19 protein-coding genes are annotated in these 16,253 nt (G+C 35.8%); 7 read left to right on the top strand and 12 right to left on the bottom strand.

Going from position 1 to position 16,253, the window contains the following annotated elements:
• Positions 1-57: 57 nt before the first annotated feature.
• Complete coding sequence (locus AC52CF_RS13060) at positions 58-1,422, top strand: flavin monoamine oxidase family protein (protein WP_214589298.1); 1,365 nt, start codon at positions 58-60, stop codon at positions 1,420-1,422.
• 19 nt (positions 1,423-1,441) lie between these two features.
• Here the strand turns inward: AC52CF_RS13060 and AC52CF_RS13055 are convergent, their stop codons facing one another.
• Positions 1,442-1,789 (bottom strand): winged helix-turn-helix transcriptional regulator, encoded by a 348-nt coding sequence (locus AC52CF_RS13055; protein ID WP_214589299.1) that lies wholly within the window; start codon positions 1,787-1,789, stop codon positions 1,442-1,444.
• 112 nt (positions 1,790-1,901) lie between these two features.
• Between AC52CF_RS13055 and AC52CF_RS13050 the strand changes: the two genes are divergently transcribed.
• The 3 genes from AC52CF_RS13050 to AC52CF_RS13040 are packed head-to-tail and all read left to right on the top strand — an operon-like array spanning position 1,902 to position 3,736.
• Complete coding sequence (locus AC52CF_RS13050) at positions 1,902-2,666, top strand: type 1 glutamine amidotransferase domain-containing protein (RefSeq protein WP_214589300.1); 765 nt, start codon at positions 1,902-1,904, stop codon at positions 2,664-2,666.
• A gap of 40 nt (positions 2,667-2,706) precedes the next feature.
• Entirely contained in the window at positions 2,707-3,117 is a 411-nt protein-coding gene (locus AC52CF_RS13045; RefSeq protein WP_214591061.1) for an OsmC family protein, read from the top strand.
• 4 nt (positions 3,118-3,121) lie between these two features.
• Complete coding sequence (locus AC52CF_RS13040; RefSeq protein ID WP_214589301.1) at positions 3,122-3,736, top strand: NADPH-dependent F420 reductase; 615 nt, start codon at positions 3,122-3,124, stop codon at positions 3,734-3,736.
• A 41-nt stretch (positions 3,737-3,777) separates the two neighbouring features.
• On the opposite strand, the gene AC52CF_RS13035 is transcribed toward AC52CF_RS13040, so the two are convergent.
• Together AC52CF_RS13035 and AC52CF_RS13030 are read right to left on the bottom strand one after the other, a co-directional pair.
• Positions 3,778-4,524, bottom strand: a complete 747-nt coding sequence (locus AC52CF_RS13035) for a pirin family protein (RefSeq protein ID WP_214589302.1) — start codon at positions 4,522-4,524, stop codon at positions 3,778-3,780.
• Positions 4,525-4,585: 61 nt separating this feature from the next.
• The gene (locus tag AC52CF_RS13030) at positions 4,586-5,179 is read right to left on the bottom strand and encodes an isochorismatase family protein (protein ID WP_214589303.1); all 594 of its coding nucleotides are present in this window, start codon (positions 5,177-5,179) and stop codon (positions 4,586-4,588) included.
• A 114-nt stretch (positions 5,180-5,293) separates the two neighbouring features.
• On the opposite strand from AC52CF_RS13030, the gene AC52CF_RS13025 reads away from it, so the two are divergent.
• Both AC52CF_RS13025 and AC52CF_RS13020 read left to right on the top strand, forming a co-directional pair.
• On the top strand, positions 5,294-5,635 hold the full coding sequence (locus AC52CF_RS13025; protein ID WP_214589304.1) for a winged helix-turn-helix transcriptional regulator: 342 nt from the start codon (positions 5,294-5,296) through the stop codon (positions 5,633-5,635).
• A gap of 33 nt (positions 5,636-5,668) precedes the next feature.
• Positions 5,669-7,021 (top strand): DEAD/DEAH box helicase, encoded by a 1,353-nt coding sequence (locus tag AC52CF_RS13020; protein ID WP_214589305.1) that lies wholly within the window; start codon positions 5,669-5,671, stop codon positions 7,019-7,021.
• A 34-nt stretch (positions 7,022-7,055) separates the two neighbouring features.
• On the opposite strand, the gene AC52CF_RS13015 is transcribed toward AC52CF_RS13020, so the two are convergent.
• The 9 genes from AC52CF_RS13015 to AC52CF_RS12975 all read right to left on the bottom strand — a co-directional run bounded on the left by AC52CF_RS13015 (position 7,056) and on the right by AC52CF_RS12975 (position 13,492).
• On the bottom strand, positions 7,056-7,490 hold the full coding sequence (locus AC52CF_RS13015; RefSeq protein WP_214589306.1) for a lipocalin family protein: 435 nt from the start codon (positions 7,488-7,490) through the stop codon (positions 7,056-7,058).
• A gap of 307 nt (positions 7,491-7,797) precedes the next feature.
• Positions 7,798-8,265, bottom strand: a complete 468-nt coding sequence (locus AC52CF_RS13010) for a hypothetical protein (protein WP_076393506.1) — start codon at positions 8,263-8,265, stop codon at positions 7,798-7,800.
• A gap of 1 nt (position 8,266) precedes the next feature.
• A complete protein-coding gene (locus tag AC52CF_RS13005; RefSeq protein ID WP_214589307.1) occupies positions 8,267-8,920 on the bottom strand; it encodes a GDSL-type esterase/lipase family protein in 654 nt (217 codons plus the stop codon).
• 76 nt (positions 8,921-8,996) lie between these two features.
• Positions 8,997-9,458, bottom strand: coding sequence for a lipocalin-like domain-containing protein (locus tag AC52CF_RS13000; RefSeq protein WP_214589308.1), 462 nt, complete (start codon positions 9,456-9,458; stop codon positions 8,997-8,999).
• 194 nt (positions 9,459-9,652) lie between these two features.
• On the bottom strand, positions 9,653-10,816 hold the full coding sequence (locus AC52CF_RS12995; RefSeq protein ID WP_214589309.1) for an iron-containing alcohol dehydrogenase: 1,164 nt from the start codon (positions 10,814-10,816) through the stop codon (positions 9,653-9,655).
• A gap of 612 nt (positions 10,817-11,428) precedes the next feature.
• A complete protein-coding gene (locus AC52CF_RS12990; RefSeq protein ID WP_375182267.1) occupies positions 11,429-12,007 on the bottom strand; it encodes a hypothetical protein in 579 nt (192 codons plus the stop codon).
• Between the two features lie 33 nt (positions 12,008-12,040).
• On the bottom strand, positions 12,041-12,445 hold the full coding sequence (locus tag AC52CF_RS12985; RefSeq protein ID WP_375182266.1) for a hypothetical protein: 405 nt from the start codon (positions 12,443-12,445) through the stop codon (positions 12,041-12,043).
• A gap of 34 nt (positions 12,446-12,479) precedes the next feature.
• Positions 12,480-13,025: a hypothetical protein gene (locus tag AC52CF_RS12980; RefSeq protein ID WP_271161001.1), complete on the bottom strand. Its 546-nt coding sequence runs from the start codon at positions 13,023-13,025 to the stop codon at positions 12,480-12,482.
• Positions 13,022-13,492: a toll/interleukin-1 receptor domain-containing protein gene (locus AC52CF_RS12975; protein ID WP_271161002.1), complete on the bottom strand. Its 471-nt coding sequence runs from the start codon at positions 13,490-13,492 to the stop codon at positions 13,022-13,024. The genes AC52CF_RS12980 and AC52CF_RS12975 overlap by 4 nt, the downstream gene beginning before the upstream one ends.
• Positions 13,493-13,600: 108 nt before the next feature.
• Between AC52CF_RS12975 and AC52CF_RS12970 the strand changes: the two genes are divergently transcribed.
• Positions 13,601-16,135: a phosphoenolpyruvate carboxylase gene (locus AC52CF_RS12970; RefSeq protein WP_496517236.1), complete on the top strand. Its 2,535-nt coding sequence runs from the start codon at positions 13,601-13,603 to the stop codon at positions 16,133-16,135.
• Positions 16,136-16,253: the final 118 nt, after the last annotated feature.

Raw genomic sequence — 16,253 nt, 5'->3', positions numbered from 1 at the left:
GACGTGCCGTGAAAAACAGATTTAAAATTGAATATATTTGTTTTTCAAAAAATACAAATGCAACGCAGAAAATTTATTAAGAATACTTTAGCAGGTCTTCCCCTTATATTTTTAGCACCTTCTTTGCTGGCAAACTCATGTTCTTCGGAAGATGAAACTGAAACTCCTAACGGAAAATCTGTCATCGTTATTGGAGCTGGAATTTCCGGTCTTGCTGCAGCCAAAAAATTGAAAGAAAAAGGCTTTGAGGTTACAGTTTTAGAAGCTCAGGAGAAAGTTGGAGGAAGATTAAAGACCAACAGAAGTCTGGGAATTCCTTTTGATGAAGGAGCAAGCTGGATTCACGGAATTAATGGCAATCCGATAACAAATCTTGCGCAGCAGGCAGGAATGCAGACTTTTGAAACGGTTGATGACAGCAGAAAATCTTACGATATTGGAGGAATTCTGCGGAGTAATACCGTATTTGATAATACGGAAACCGAATATTACAATATTCTTTCCACTTTAAAAAACAGCGGAAATCCGGCGCAAAGCTTTCAGACCGTTTTTCAAAATTTATATCCGGATAAATTCAACAACAGGCTATGGAAATTTTTTCTTTCTACCTACTTCACTTTCGACAGGGGAGATCTGGATAAGGTTTCTTCCGTGCTTTATGATGAAGGAGAAGAATTTGGAGGAGTAGAAAAAATAGCAACCAATGGTTATGATACGATTGCCAGTTTTTTATCTTCCGGATTAAATATCAGACTCAATGAAAGAGTTAGCAAAATAGATTACAGCAATGCCAAAATAAAGATAACTCATAACGGAAGTATTTCAGAGGCAGATTATGTAATTGTAAGTGTTCCGTTGGGGGTTTTAAAAGCCAATAAAATTGAATTTCTTCCCTCACTTCCTGCTGCAAAGCAAAACGCTATCCAAAAAGTGGGAATGAACTGTGTAAATAAATTTCTTTTAATATGGAACACTGCTTTTTGGGATGATGTACAGTATATTTCTTACACACCTGAAATTAGAGATAAGTTTAATTATTTTGTGAATGTAAAGAAATTCAGTCCAAATGCAAATGCTTTAATGACTTTTGCCTACGCAGATTATGCAAGACAGACAGAGACGATGTCAGATTCTCAGGTTATCTCAGAAATCATGAGTCATCTGAAAGATATTTATGGAAACAGCATTCCGAATCCGGTAAATTTGCTGCGTACCAAATGGCAGAATAATGAAAATTCTTTCGGTTCCTATTCCTATACGGCAGTCGGTACAGAAATGTCTCATTTCGATGATTTGGCAGAAGAGGTAAACGATAGACTTTTCTTTGCCGGAGAACACACGGAAGCAGATTATTTTTCAACCGCTCACGGTGCTTACTTAAGCGGAATTCGGGAAGCTGATAAAATTATAGCGCTGCTTTAAATGAAGTAATAGACTTAAATTATTTTTCTTCAATTCCGAAATCTTTCATCAGCTCAAATCCGTAATTTCTTAAAGTTGAAATAATTTCTACAGCTTTTTTACCGCGTTCTGTAATATTGTATTCAGTTCTTGGAGGAACTTCCGGAAATATTTCTTTGGAAATAAAGCCGTCTTCCAGCAATTCTTTTAAACTCTTAGAAAGCATCCTGTCTGAAATATGAGGAATGCTGTTAGCCAATTCCGAGTAACGCCATGCTTTGTCTTTCAGACGCCAGAGAATAGGCATTTTATAGGTTCCGCCTATTTTGCTCATGGCAAATTCAACAGGATTGTGAAAAAGGTGCTTATCCGAAACAAAATCAGGCATACTTACATTTTTGTGTGTTTCTTACAAAGATAGCCATTATTGATTTTCTTTCCTACTCAGAATTATCTTTGTTTCATCAAAATTAGAGATTTTAAAATCAAAAAAACAAAAAATGGAAAAAGTAAAAGAAGTAAATAGTTATGTTCATTTTCACGGAGCTCCCGTAAAAGGTAAAATTCTGATGGTGGCAAGCTCGCCGAGTGTGAGTAAACAGACCAATTGGCCAATCGGTTTCTGGGCAGCAGAATTAACTCATCCTTTAAGAGTCTTTCAGGAAGCAGGTTACGAAGTGGAACTGGTTTCAACAGAAGGAGGAAAACTGGAAATGGACGGCTATTCCAATCCTTTGGACGAAAGCGGTTATTCTACACATGATGTAATTTCTTTAGGGTACATACAGAAAACTGACTTTAACGAGATGCTTGAAAATACAAGAAAACTGACTGAAGTTAATGCAAAAGATTATGATGCGGTTTTTCTGGTTGGCGGACAGGGACCGATGTACACTTTCAGAGGAAATAAAGATCTGGAACAATTATTTGTGAGTTTCTATGAAAGCGGAAAGCCAAGCGCAGCGGTTTGCCATTCAACAACATTATTATTGGAAGCTAAAAAATCAAATGGTGAATTATTAGTAAAAGGAAAAACCTGGACCGGTTTTGCTGACGCAGAAGAAGAGTTTGCAGATCAGGCGGTCGGAATGAAAATTCAGCCTTACAGAATTGAAGAAGAAGCTAGAAAATTACAGGAAACAACATTTAAAGTTGCGGCTCCGTTTAGTTCATACGCTATTCAGGACGGGAATTTAATTACCGGACAACAGCAGAATTCGGGAGCGGCTGCTGCAGAATTAGTTGTAGCGCTTTTAAGTAAATAATGTATTACGGTTTAAGATGGATTAAATAAAATATATGCAGATCAAAAGAAAATCAACCGCAGTGTGGAGCGGAACCGGGAAAGACGGAAAAGGAAATCTTACAACACAAAGTACAGTTTTAAACGAAACCCAATATGGTTTTAATTCTCGTTTTGCTGACGGAATAGGAACGAATCCTGAAGAACTGATTGCTGCAGCTCACGCCGGTTGCTTCAGTATGAAACTGGCGTTTAATTTACAGGCTGCAGGTTTTTCGGCAGATGAATTGAAAACTGATTGTGAAATCGTTCTGGAAGATGGAAGCATTACTCAGTCTAACATTACTTTGGCAGCAAAAGTTTCCGGAATTGAAGCTGAGAAATTTGAGGAGCTTGTAAAAGATGCTGAAGCCAATTGTCCGGTTTCTAAACTGCTGAATGCAAAAATTACCGTAAATTTCACGTTAAACTAAAAGTATGAATATAGCAATCATCGGCTCCGGAAATGTTGGCGGAGCTTTGGCTCAACAATGGATAAAAGCGGGTCATACTGTTTTAATAGGCGCGCAATTTCCTTTAAGTGAAAAAAATATTTCCCTTGCAACAAAAATCGGGGAAGATCGCTTTGCGGTGATCGAAAATGCGGTGAAGCAGTGTGAAGTAATTCTTATCGCAACACCTCCAACGGCGATTTTTGAAGTGATTGAACAGTTAGGCGATGTTTCGGGAAAAGTAATTATTGATGCTACCAATGCAGTAATGAAGTCTCCGGAACCTTACAAAACAGTGTATCACGCTTTGGCAGATAAAACCAACGCAGAAATCGTAAAATGTTTTAACACAACAGGTTTTGAAAATATGCTCGATCCGATATACAATGGTGAAGGAATCGATATGTTTATGGCAGGAGACAGCGAAAAAGCAAAAGAAGTCGCTAAAAGGCTTGCTTTGGATTGTGGTTTTGCTTCCTGTACAGACTTTGGAAAAGCGGATAAAGTAGAACTGCTGGAAAAATTTGCACTTTCGTGGATCAATCTCGCCATTATGCAAGGTTACGGAAGAGATATGGCTTTTAAGATTTTGAAAAGATAAATTATAAAAAAGGCTGAAGTTTAAAATTTCAGCCTTTTTGTTTATCTTTTCATTCCGCTATACATTCCGTTTCTTGTAAACTTTGAGTTTTTATCAATTTCAAAACAAACAAGTATGCAGGTTTCATCTACAGATAAAATTTGGGACTTATTATCAAGAATGACGCTGTCACCTTGCTGCAAGAAAGTTTCATTTACATTCACTTTTCCGTCGAAAATATAAATAAAATATACAGAGTTTTCAAAATACGAATCGGGTAATCTGATGTTGTTTTTTTCCGCTTCCATATCATACACCAAAATATTGCTTTTGATTTCAAGCGATGCATTACTGCCTTTTACACCTGCTACGAGCCGCCATTCATTCTTGCTTAATTTTCCGGCATTGGCAAACTGTACCTGTGGCAGATCGTCTTCGTTCTCAGGTCTTATAAAAATCTGCAAAAGCCGTACATCTTCTGTAAATCTCTCAGCAGGAATACTTTCTTCGTGATAAATACCGCTTCCTGCATTCATCAGCATTAAATTCTCCGGTGTTACTGCGATTTCCTTACCCGTGCTGTCTTTGTGGAGCATTGTACCGCTTCGCATCAGCGTAAGTATTTCGTCATTTTTGTGAGGATGCATCCCTACAAATGCGCCCGGTTTAAGATGAGCATCATCAAATCTGCCTAAATTATAAAATCCAAGATCATGATCAGCCGTATTTCTTCCGGGAATTACAATATTAATATGAAAATCTCCGTGTCCGGCTTTTTGTCTTTCAGAAGCTTTATTTATTGTGAACATAAAAAAGTTATTAAAAAAAAAATAAATGAATCCTTAAATTGAGAACCCATTTATTCTTAATTTATGCCATAGATGGTAAAACATCAGAAAACAAGATACCTAATAATTCTCCGCCTTCCGGTCTTGCCCAGTCTTCAGCAATTTCTGCCATAAGCGTATTAGTGGCAGTTAAAACAACTCCTGCTTTTGCCATTCTCTGCTGGCTTAGTTTTTCACTTAAATCAAACGGAGAACCGGATGCATCCATTACAGCCTGTACATTAAAACCTTCTTCAACAGCACTGATAGCCGGATAAACAAGACAGACATCCGTTGTTACTCCTGCCATAATTAAATTTTTCTTTCCCGTTGCCAAGACTGCATCCCGAAAATCTGTATGCTCCCAACAGTTTACAATTCCTTCTCTTTTTATTCTTTTTTCGAATGCCTCAGGAAGAATTTCTGCTAATGCGGGCATTAAAGGTCCTTGTGCGGCATATTCCTGACTGCCTGTAAATATAACAGGAATATTAAGAACTTTTGCCATTTTTGCCAAAGCCAGTGTTTTCTTTTCAACTTCTTCCAGAGGAATATTTTTGATGAGTTTCATTGTTCCCACTTGGTGATCTATAAGCAATAAAGCGGTGTTGTCTGATGTGAATTTTGTTGTATTCATTTGTTTTGTTATTTTAAATATGTATTGCAAAATTAAAATGCTTACTATACTTTTGCAATAAGTGTATAAAATGTATATTAGTATACTTTAATATAGTTATTTAAATAATAGGCAATGCAAGAGAAAATAGAAATTCAGCCGGTAATGGATGCACTGGAAGTTATTGGCGGAAAATGGAAGTTTCCCATTTTATATAGTTTATGCAGCGGAAAAAAGAGATTTAAAGACTTATTGGGAGATATCGGAAAGATTACGCCCAAAATGCTTAGTCTTGAACTAAAAGATTTGGAAATAAACGGGCTGATAACCAGAACGGCTATTGCAACTGTTCCTGTGACGGTAGAATATGAAATGACGGAGTATGGTCTTACATTAAAACCTGTATTGGTTCATATTCAGGATTGGGGCAAAAAACACCGCGAGAAAATTATTAATGAAAGCAGGAATGCAAAATAAGGGCTTCAAAAATTAATTGTCTATCTTTGCAAAATGGAAAAACTCACTTTTGCAGATTTTGACCTTCCGGTTAAAATTCTTGATGTTTTAGCAGATCTTAATTTATTTGAACCTACTCCTATTCAGGAAAAGAGCTTAAAACCCATACTTTCCGGACGTGATGTAATGGGAATTGCACAGACGGGAACAGGAAAAACTCTGGCGTATCTTTTACCTGTTCTTAAAACATGGAAATACAATAGATCGGGGAATCCTACGGTTTTGGTGCTTGTTCCTACGAGAGAATTGGTGGTACAGGTTGCAGAGATTGTAGAAAAACTGACGGAAAATACCACTGCAAGAGTAATCGGGATTTACGGAGGAAAAAACATCAATACCCAGAAATTGTTATTTGATAACGGATGTGATATTCTGGTAGGAACTCCCGGAAGAGTAATGGATTTGGCGATCGATAATGCCATTTCTTTAAAGGAAGTTCAGAAACTGATTATTGATGAGTTTGACGAAATGCTGAACCTTGGTTTCAGACCACAGCTGACGCATATTTTCGAAATGATGAAAGAGAAAAAACAGAATATTCTTTTTTCTGCAACCATGACGGAAGCTGTTGATGAAATGCTGGATGAATATTTTGCAAGCCCTGTCGAAATTTCACTGGCAAAATCCGGAACGCCGCTTGAAAAAATTGAGCAGACTGCTTACAAAGTAGAGAATTTCAACACCAAGATCAATCTATTGGAGCATTTGCTGAAAACCGATACCGATATGTCCAAAGTATTGATTTTCACCAATAATAAAAGAAATGCAGATCTTTTATTTACAAAAATTGATGAACTTTTTCCTGAGCAGTTTGATGTGATCCACTCCAATAAATCGCAGAATTACAGACTGAAAGCAATGAAAAGCTTTGAAAATGAAGAGATCAAAGGGTTGATTACGACAGATGTCATGGCAAGAGGTCTTGATATTTCGGATATTACCCATGTTATCAATTTTGAAACGCCGGATATTCCTGAACAGTATATTCACAGAATCGGTAGAACGGGTAGAGCGGACAAAGATGGTAAAGCCATAACTTTCGTCACCAAAAAAGAAGAAACTTTAGCTCTTGACATAGAATTATTAATGGATAAGGAACTGAAATACATCGATTTCCCGCAAGAAGTAAAAATAAATCCTAAAAAGATTGCTTCAGAGGAAGAAACGGTAATCATGAAAAATCCTGTGAAGGTAAAACTAAATGAAGGAGGAGGAGCTTTTCATGAAAAGAAAGCGAAAAATACCAAAGAAAACTGGGGCGGACCTTCCAAAAGAAAAGCACCCAAAAAATTTGGAGCCAACAGAGCACAGCAGAAATCAATCTCTAAATCTAAAAAGAAGAAATAAAAAAACTCCCGAAATTTTTCGGGAGTTTGCATTTTTATCGGATCAGGACAAGAACTATTTTGTCGTCAATTCCGTCTCCGTCTTCATCACTGTAATCTGAAACAATATGCATTTCATAATTGGTAAGCTTTAGAACTTCACTGGATTCACCGTCTATAACGATCTGCTTGTTTAGCGGGTCATAAGAATAAGAAGAAGTATCTGTTCCCAGATTTTCACAATTTCCGCTCATTCCTTCATCAAAAATGTTGCTTACCATTGTGTTGTTCGATTTAAAATCAAACGTACTTTTTTTGTAGCAGCTTGAAGAAGGATCATTATAAATAGTACTTCCGTTTTTTCCGGAAACTGCCATTTCTCTGGAAGGCTTCCAGACTCCTACAACAGATGCATATACATCGTCATCATCACTTTTGCAGGCTGTGAAAAGAAAACCTGCCGAAACAGCAAGAAATAAGATTTTTTTCATGGTTTAAACTAATTTTTAAGGCTGCAAAGAAAAGGAAAAAAACTTTTCACACAAAAAAAATCTTTCAATAAAATAATCATCGAGTTTGTTTAAGCTTTTTAACCGCAAAAAGATGCAAAAGATTTTAACACATTAGTTATTTAAGCTTAATACTTAAGTGGAAAAAAAGAGCACATAAGTTAAAAAAAAATCAAAGTTTTTTTTCTTTGCAGACGTTTGAATACTTTAAATAAACCCATATTCCAGCTATAAGTTTAAATTAATTTATCAACAAAAAAGCTGCTTCAATACTAAAACAGCTCATTTTTTATTCTTCATCCTCATCAAGAAAATTCAGTTCATCATCCCGCTGAACATAATCATGCGAAATTCCCGGAGGATTAAACAATCCCCAATTGTCCACAATAAAATGTTTAGGATTAAATCCTGAAACCCAGTCGACGAATAAAAGCCTGAATTCTTCGGTAAGATTTCTTATAATTGTGTAATATTTTGCATCTGTAAATCCCATCATTTCCAGTGTATTTCCGCTTACCATAATGCTTCTTGCTGCTTTTCTTATGATCGCTGCATTTTCCATCTTAATGTCATACAGTTTTACGGCTTCCGCACCGGATATTTTTGCCTGAATAATCATGCTGTCTTCAAGAAGATGCGATTTCAGTGTCTGGAGATAATCATTATCCTCAGGAAATAAATCTGTTATCACTTTTAGAGTTTCGTAGATTTCCTGTGCTTTTTTAAAAATCGGAAGGTTTCGGGTAGATTCTCTCATTTTATTTCATATAAGGATTCATCACAGAAGTCCATAATCTGTAGCCTTCCGGTGTCATGTGAAGCATATCTTCCACAAAAAGGTCTTTTCTTACATTTCCGTTTTCATCCTGCATTACCTTTGTGATGTCAATAAACGCTGAATTCGGTTGTTTTTTCATGAAATTGGCAATCTTTTTATTGGCTTCCTTCATTTGTGGCCAAAGTTTTTCGCGGCTCGGAGAATATTTGATGGAAATATAATCCACTTCAATTTTCGGGAATTTTGTGCGGATTTTTTTATAGAATGCTTTAAATCTTTCCACTACAACATCAGCTTTCAATTTGTCGTTGTCAGCAAAATCATTCTCACCACAGTAAATGATGATCTGTTTGGGCTGATAAGGATTTAAAAGATCATCTGCATAATCATTCAGATCCGTTAATCTTGAACCTCCGAAACCTCTGTTGATAATGGTTTTATCCGGAAAGTAATTCGCGATATCCGTCCATTTTGTGAAAGACGAACTTCCTACTAAAAGAATTGCATTTTTAGCCGGAGGATTTTCCAGATTCAGTTTCTTAAAATTTTGAATGTCCTGCCAGAACATCGGTTTTTCCTGTGCAAAAAACAGGGCAAAAGTCAGCATCAGAAATGCCGAAAAAATCTTCTTCATTGTTTTAATAGTTTTAGTTGAATATTAAAATTTCTTTTCAAGAAAAAACTCCCGAAATTTTCGAGAGTTTTCTTTTTTATCTTTTGTAGGTAATATATTCCGCATCCGGTATCGTATCACCGTTTTGGTCTATGTTGCCGGACATTTGCTTTATTCTCATCTCAGAGCTCGTAAGAATTACAATTCTGTATTTCACCGGGCTCGTGTTGGTATAAGTAACCGTTAAATCTTTTGTTTCAGAATTGTACTCATATTTCCCTTCTACTTTCGCCACAACATTACAGTTTGTACCAGTTCCTCCATACGTTGTAAAAGAGGTATAATAATCTGTTCTGAACTCCAGTTTGTCATTCACAGAACATCCTGTTGGCGTTGAAGTACCGATTACAAATTTATCGTCTTTTCCTGATATCGTTTCTTTTTTACTGATCTTCCAATCACCTTTCATCATATCCATTTCATAACCCTGGATATCATCATCGTTACATGAAGTAAGCGCTAACGCTGAAAAGGCAAATAAAAGTAATTGTTTTTTCATTTTTACAAATTTAAGAATATGCTAAAATATAAATAAATTTGAAATATCTCTAATGAAATTAAGGTTTTTTAAACGATTGATTACAGAAAAAGCAAATTGGAACAAAAATTGTAAGGTGAAAATTTATTCCTGTCTGTTTTATTTTTTACAGCATAGCAATAAACTTCCCTCTTCGGATCTGAAACTTTCGGCTTTTAATAGCTCATTTCCACAATTTTAGAAGCATCTTGAGGAGTCAGTTTTCTGTATTCTCCCAAACCAAGCCAGTTTCTCTCTGTAAAAGTTTTTTCCACTCTTTCAGCAGTTCCTTTATAATCTTCTGTGTAATCAGAAAGTTTCGTATCAATATGAAGGCTGTGGAAGAATTCTTCCAGCTTTTTGATTCCCAGTTCTGCCTTTTCTTCCAGTGTTCCGTCTTTAATTCCCCAGACTCTTTCTGCGTACTGAGCCAGTTTACCTTTTTTGGTTTCAAAATTATAACGGTAATGCGATGGCGCAATAATGGCTAAAGTTCTTGCGTGATCGATCCCGAAATAAGCCGTCAGTTCGTGTCCCATCGCGTGAACCGCCCAGTCTGTAATCACACCTTTCTGAATCAGTCCGTTAAGAGCCATTGTACAGCACCACATGAAATTTCCGGCTGCGTCATAATCAAATTCCTCCGCCAGAACTTTCGGAGCGGTTTCCTGTATACTGATCAGAATACTTTCTGCAATTCTTTCCTGAAGATCCGCAGAAGAAGGAGCCGTCATATATTGTTCCAGAACGTGAGTATAAGCATCCGTTAAACCGTTAACGATCTGTCTTTGCGGAATAGATCTCACCACTTCCGGATCCAGAACCGAGAATTGCGGGAATAATCCGGGACCTCCCGAAGACAATTTTTCGTTGGTTTCTCTTCTCGAAATCACGTACCCCGAATTCATCTCAGAACCGGTTGCAGGAAGCGTAAGAACAGTTCCGAAAGGCATTCCTTCGCCTTCAAAAGTTCTTACAGGTTTCGTAAGGATTTCCCACGGTTCTCCATCGTAATTTGCAGCAGCGGAAAGAAATTTCGTTCCGTCGATTACAGATCCGCCTCCGACAGCCAAGAGAAAAGTAATATTATTTTCTTTGATAAAGCTTAAAGCATTAATTAATACTTCATATTCCGGATTGGCTGGAACTCCGCCGAATTCATGCACTTCATGATCTTTTAAAGCTTCTTTTACCTGATCGTAAACACCGTTGTTTTTGATGCTTCCGCCTCCGTAAATCATTAAAATTTTGGCATCTGCGGGAATTTCTTTTGAAATTTTAGCAATTTCACCTTTTCCGAAAAGTATTTTGGTTGGATTTTTTAGTTCGAAATTAAGCATTGTTCTTAAATTTATTTGAATTCAAAATTACGCAATACCACACAAAAACTAAGTTAATAAAGTTTTAAAATTTTAATGATTCTCTTTTATTAAAACTATTGAATTTTGTTGAATAACCATTTAAAGATCACATAAGAAGAAAATCAAAGATTTTCAAAAACTAATGTGTTCTGACATAAAGCTTAGAAGCATTTTAAAATCTTATGTGACTATGTGTCGAATAAAATTCTTGTATTTAATGTGCGATACTGTCATTTTGAGCGCAACGAAGTGGAGTCGAAAAATCTCATATTAAGATAGATTCTTCATTGCATAATGCTTCGCAAAATTTCATTCAGAATGACAGAGGAAGTTAACTACACAAGTCACAAAAGATGATGATAAAGCCAAATTTCAGAATAATAAAGGCTCTCAAAAGAATAAAAATCAGAGATTTTTAAAAACTATTGTGTGCTTTCTCTATTATGATTGTTAACTTTAATTAAGCCTAAAAATCTTTTGTGGCTTTTGTGGTTGAAAAAGTATGTGTGTTTAATATTTAAGATTTCATTTTCAATAGATTAATTATTGAATAATGCTTCGCAAAATTTCATTCAGAATGACAAAAAAACTTTAATAAGCTCCATTACTTTTTACCTCCAATTTTCCTGTTTTTCTATTGATTTTAATGAAAAAAGATTCCTTAGTTTCAGAATTGTTTTTAGATTTTGAAAGATACAGTGAAATGTGCTGATCTTCAATTTTATATGCACTCCCTAGTTGATTGGAACTGTCAACCGAATATCCGAAAGTATTCGCAATTAAAATAGCTTCCGGAAGATTGTCTACAAATCCGATAAAATCTCTTAGCTGCTGTTCGTTTGAAAAGTATTTCGAACGGCTTTTTTCACAGGCTAAAATATAGGAAAAGCAATTTTCGCCGAGACATTTCTGAAAAAATCCTTTTTCGGGAGCAGGATCATTCAACGTCATCAAATCGGGCATCTGGCTTTCGTAAACAATGGCTTTATCGGGATCGGGATTATTTCTGAGAACACTCCAGTATTCGTATTTTTTATCCGGAACGATAAAAGGGTAGAGCAGTTCTGTATTATCAAGGATTTCCGGAATTTTTTTGAAGTCTGAAGGAACGGTTTTCTGGCTGAATATCCAACCTGAGCAAAGCAGTAAAACCGGAAATAATACTTTCATTCTTTTGTTTTTGCAAATGTAGCGAACAGAAATTTACTGGAAAATAATTTTGTAGTAGCCGTTCTCGTCTTTCACATCAATTCCGATGCCAGTAAAAGTAAGTTTGTTGATCTGAAAACCATTACAGCCGCCTTTAAACTCCGATGACTGGATCGTAAAAGTGAAATTTTTAATATTGGAAGTAAAAGTATAATTTTTCGTTCCGTTGTAAGCACCCACGTTTTCCAGAATAACCATATCATCATTGGTTTTCGTAAGCTGAATATTGGTCTGGTTTTCCTCCTTCACCGAATAATTGGTAAGCGTTCCGTCTGTAATCAGATTCACATCGTTGGAATCCACAAATTTAAAAGCAATCGGCTGTGGCGCATTGTAGCAGTCTTCGCCACAGGCGGAGAAAAGGAGAAGGGGAAGTAAGAATAGGAGTATTTTTCTCATGGGATTCAGATTGGTGATTAAGCTTTAGAAATAATTAATGGTAACTGTGAAGATCTATATTGAGTTCTTTCAATACAATGGGATTAAGACCATTGTCAAAATATTCACTCCACACTTTTACACTTTCCTTTCGAATTGTTTCGTGGGATATTTTTTTCTTTTCATTTATAAGATAAGGAGCCCAAAAGCAAAAATCATATGTTTCGGAATCATGTAGAGAATCATTCGGAAATTCCCATAAAATATACGGTAAATCAAGTTCATGATACCAATCAATTAAAAAAATCATTTCATAAATTTCTTTAATCGAAGCTTTTTTTGAAATCCACTTTTTTGTTAGGCGAATCATTAAATTCATATCACGAGACGGTGTAAATTCTGGATTATAGGTGATATTAAGCGGTAAATTATATTGATTTAATAATTCTCGTTTCTTCTTTTCTTCTAAAAATTCGTCTTCTAAATTTTCATCAGAACAATACCAATCGAAAAATGCTTCCTCAAAATGAACTAAATTTTTAATTCGAGTTTCAGTATCAATTATATATTTTTTACGTTCAAATTCATTACAATTTATCAAAAATTGAACTTTTTTTTTACTTCGTCACATTCGATAATACGTGTGTTCTCTAATTCTAAAATTTTTTTTACGACTTTGTCAATTTCATTATTTATGACTTGAATTGATACTTTATCAGCTAATAAAGGTGAAAAATCATATATAGAGTCAAAAGAAATATTTAACCAAATAGGTAAAATAGTCTTTTCTTTATTGAAAATTTCTTTTGAAATTAATCCATTTAATTCTTTTTTAGTCCATTCTTTTCTTAAGAAGTTTTCACTAATTATTACTAGACCATAATTTGATTTTTTAATTCCATTAGAAATTTCTTCAAATAGGGAATCTCCAAATTTTAATGTTAGCTCGTCATACCAAACTTTAAAACCTAATTTCAATAGTTCTTCGGCTAATGGTCTTACAAATGTTTCTTTATCTTCTGATGCATGACTTATAAAAAAGTCATATTCTTTCTTGATTTGATGCATTTTGTTATTTAATGATAATAAATCGAAATTACGACAATTTATCATTTTTAAAAGAATTTTTTAAATAGAATTAAAATGAATTTCTTAAAAATCCCCTACATTTGTTATATGATACACGACCAACGCGCAGAAAAATTCAGGCAGATCGTGGAAAATAAGTTCCAGATCTACAATTCATTGTTTATGAGCCTGCCTTATGATAAAATGACGAATATCGGGATGCTGCTTCCGTTTCTTTGTGAAGAAAGCAAAATCGGCTATGAAGCCGGAAAAACGCCTGAAGAAATCGTTGAAGAATTCTTTAAAAATCATACCGATCTGCAGACTGAAGAACAGAAGACAGAACTGCTTTTCAAAATAATCCAATATATTGAAAGACAGGTGGTTTTGTTTGACAGTATTGAAGATGCTGCATTTCCGAACCTGCATTCCGAAAGTGATAACGGAACGGTAACCAATATGTACGAACGTTCGCTTCAGGATCATAAATTGGAAAAAGTGCGTGAAAAACTGAAAGATTTTGCCATTAAAATCGTATTTACGGCGCATCCGACACAGTTTTACCCGAATTCCGTACAGAGAATTCTTCACGATCTCAGAAATGCCATTACAACCGATTCTATCACGAATATCGATATGCTTTTGCAGCAGTTGGGAAAAACACCGTTCGTCAATAAGGAAAAACCAACTCCGATTGATGAAGCGTTGAGCATCATTTATTATCTGAGATATGTATATTACGATACCATCGGAGAACTTTTCACGAAAATAAAAACAACATTTGAAAACGATCATTTTCATTTACATGAAGATCTGATCCAGCTTGGGTTCTGGCCGGGAGGTGACCGCGACGGAAATCCTTTTGTAACAGCAGAAGTCACGAAAAGAGTAGCGGAAGAACTGCATACTGCAATTTTAAAAGCCTATTACAACAACCTGAAATCGGTTCGAAGAAGACTGAGTTTCAGAGGTGTTTCAGAAGTTTTAACAAAACTGAGCAACGAACTGTATTCCGCGATTTTCAGAAATGAAAAGATTACGGCAGATGATATTATCAAAAGACTGGAAGAAGCCGAAAAAATCCTTGTGGAGCAGCACAATTCATTGTTCCTTGATCAGTTGGTGAATTTCAAAGACCGTGTGAAGATTTTCGGGACACATTTTGCGACTCTGGATGTTCGACAGGACAGCAGAATCCATCAGAAAGTAATTGATGAGGTTTTTGCTAAAGTATTTGGAGCCAATGATGCAACACAGGAAGAAAAATTCAATAAGTTAATTCAGGTTACTGAAAAAGTAAATCCTGATGATTTTGAAGATATTGTAAAAGATACTTTGCTTACGGTTTCCCAAATTTCAGAAATCCAGCAACTCAACGGATTGAGAGGTATGAACCGTTATATTATTTCGAATTCCGATGCGGTAAAAGATGTGATGAATGTGTATGCGTTTTTCAAAGTCTGCGGTTATCAGGAAGACGAAATCAATATGGATATCGTTCCGCTTTTCGAAACAATGGAAGGTCTTGCCAACGCAGAGAATGTAATGAACGAATTGTACCAAAATCCTGTTTATAAAAAGCATCTGGAAAAAAGAGGAAATCAGCAGACCATTATGTTAGGTTTCTCGGACGGAACGAAAGATGGCGGTTACCTGAAAGCGAACTGGGAAATTTATAAAGCCAAAGAAGTGTTAACGAAACTTTCCGAGCAAAACGGAATTAAAGTCGTGTTTTTCGACGGTCGAGGAGGACCTCCCGCAAGAGGAGGCGGAAAAACCCACGATTTTTATGCCTCACAGGGGAAAACTATTGCAAATAATAAAATTGAATTAACGATTCAGGGACAGACGATTACGAGTATTTTCGGAAATAAAGAACAGGCAAAATATAATTTTGAACAGCTTTTAACAGCCGGAGTGGAGAATGATGTTTTCAAAAATGCGAAAAAAGAACTAACGGAAAAAGAAAGGACGTTAATCATCGAACTGGCCGAAATCAGTTATCAAAAATATTCAGATCTGAAAGCACATCCTATGTTTGTTCCTTATTTGCAGGAAATGAGTACGCTTGAATATTACGGAAAAACAAATATCGGAAGCCGTCCGTCTAAAAGAGGAGGCGGAAGTGAGCTGAAATTTGAGGATTTGAGAGCCATTCCGTTTGTAGGATCATGGTCACAGTTGAAGCAGAATGTTCCGGGATTCTTCGGATTCGGTTTTGCAATGCAGCAGTTGAAAGAACAGGGACGATTTGATGAGGTAAGAGAATTGTACAGAGGTTCGGATTTCTTTAAAACGTTGGTTTTAAATTCAATGATGAGTATGAACAAGACCTATTTTCCTTTGACGTATTATATTAAAAACAACCCGAAATTCGGTGCATTCTGGAATGTTTTGTTTGATGAATACAATCTTTCCAAAAATATCATGCTGGAATTAACAGGCTTTAAAATGCTACAGGAAGAAGATCCGCTTTCCAGAAAGTCGGTGAAAATCCGCGAGAGAATTGTTTTGCCTTTGTTGAGCATTCAGCAATATGCATTAATGAAAATTCAGAAAGGAGAAGGCGATCTGGAAGCATACGGAAAACTTGTGACGCGTTCTTTATTCGGAAATATTAATGCGAGCAGAAATTCGGCTTAATAATAAATAATCCGTGTGTCATTCTGAATGCAGTGAAACGGAATGAAGAATCTAAACATTTTGCTTAGATTTTTACTGAATGATGATTTGCAATTAGACATCAGGCTTCGGCTTCGCT

The sequence above is a fragment of the Chryseobacterium sp. 2P genome, assembly GCF_059579425.1.
This window is presented reverse-complemented; position numbering and strand designations above follow the sequence as displayed.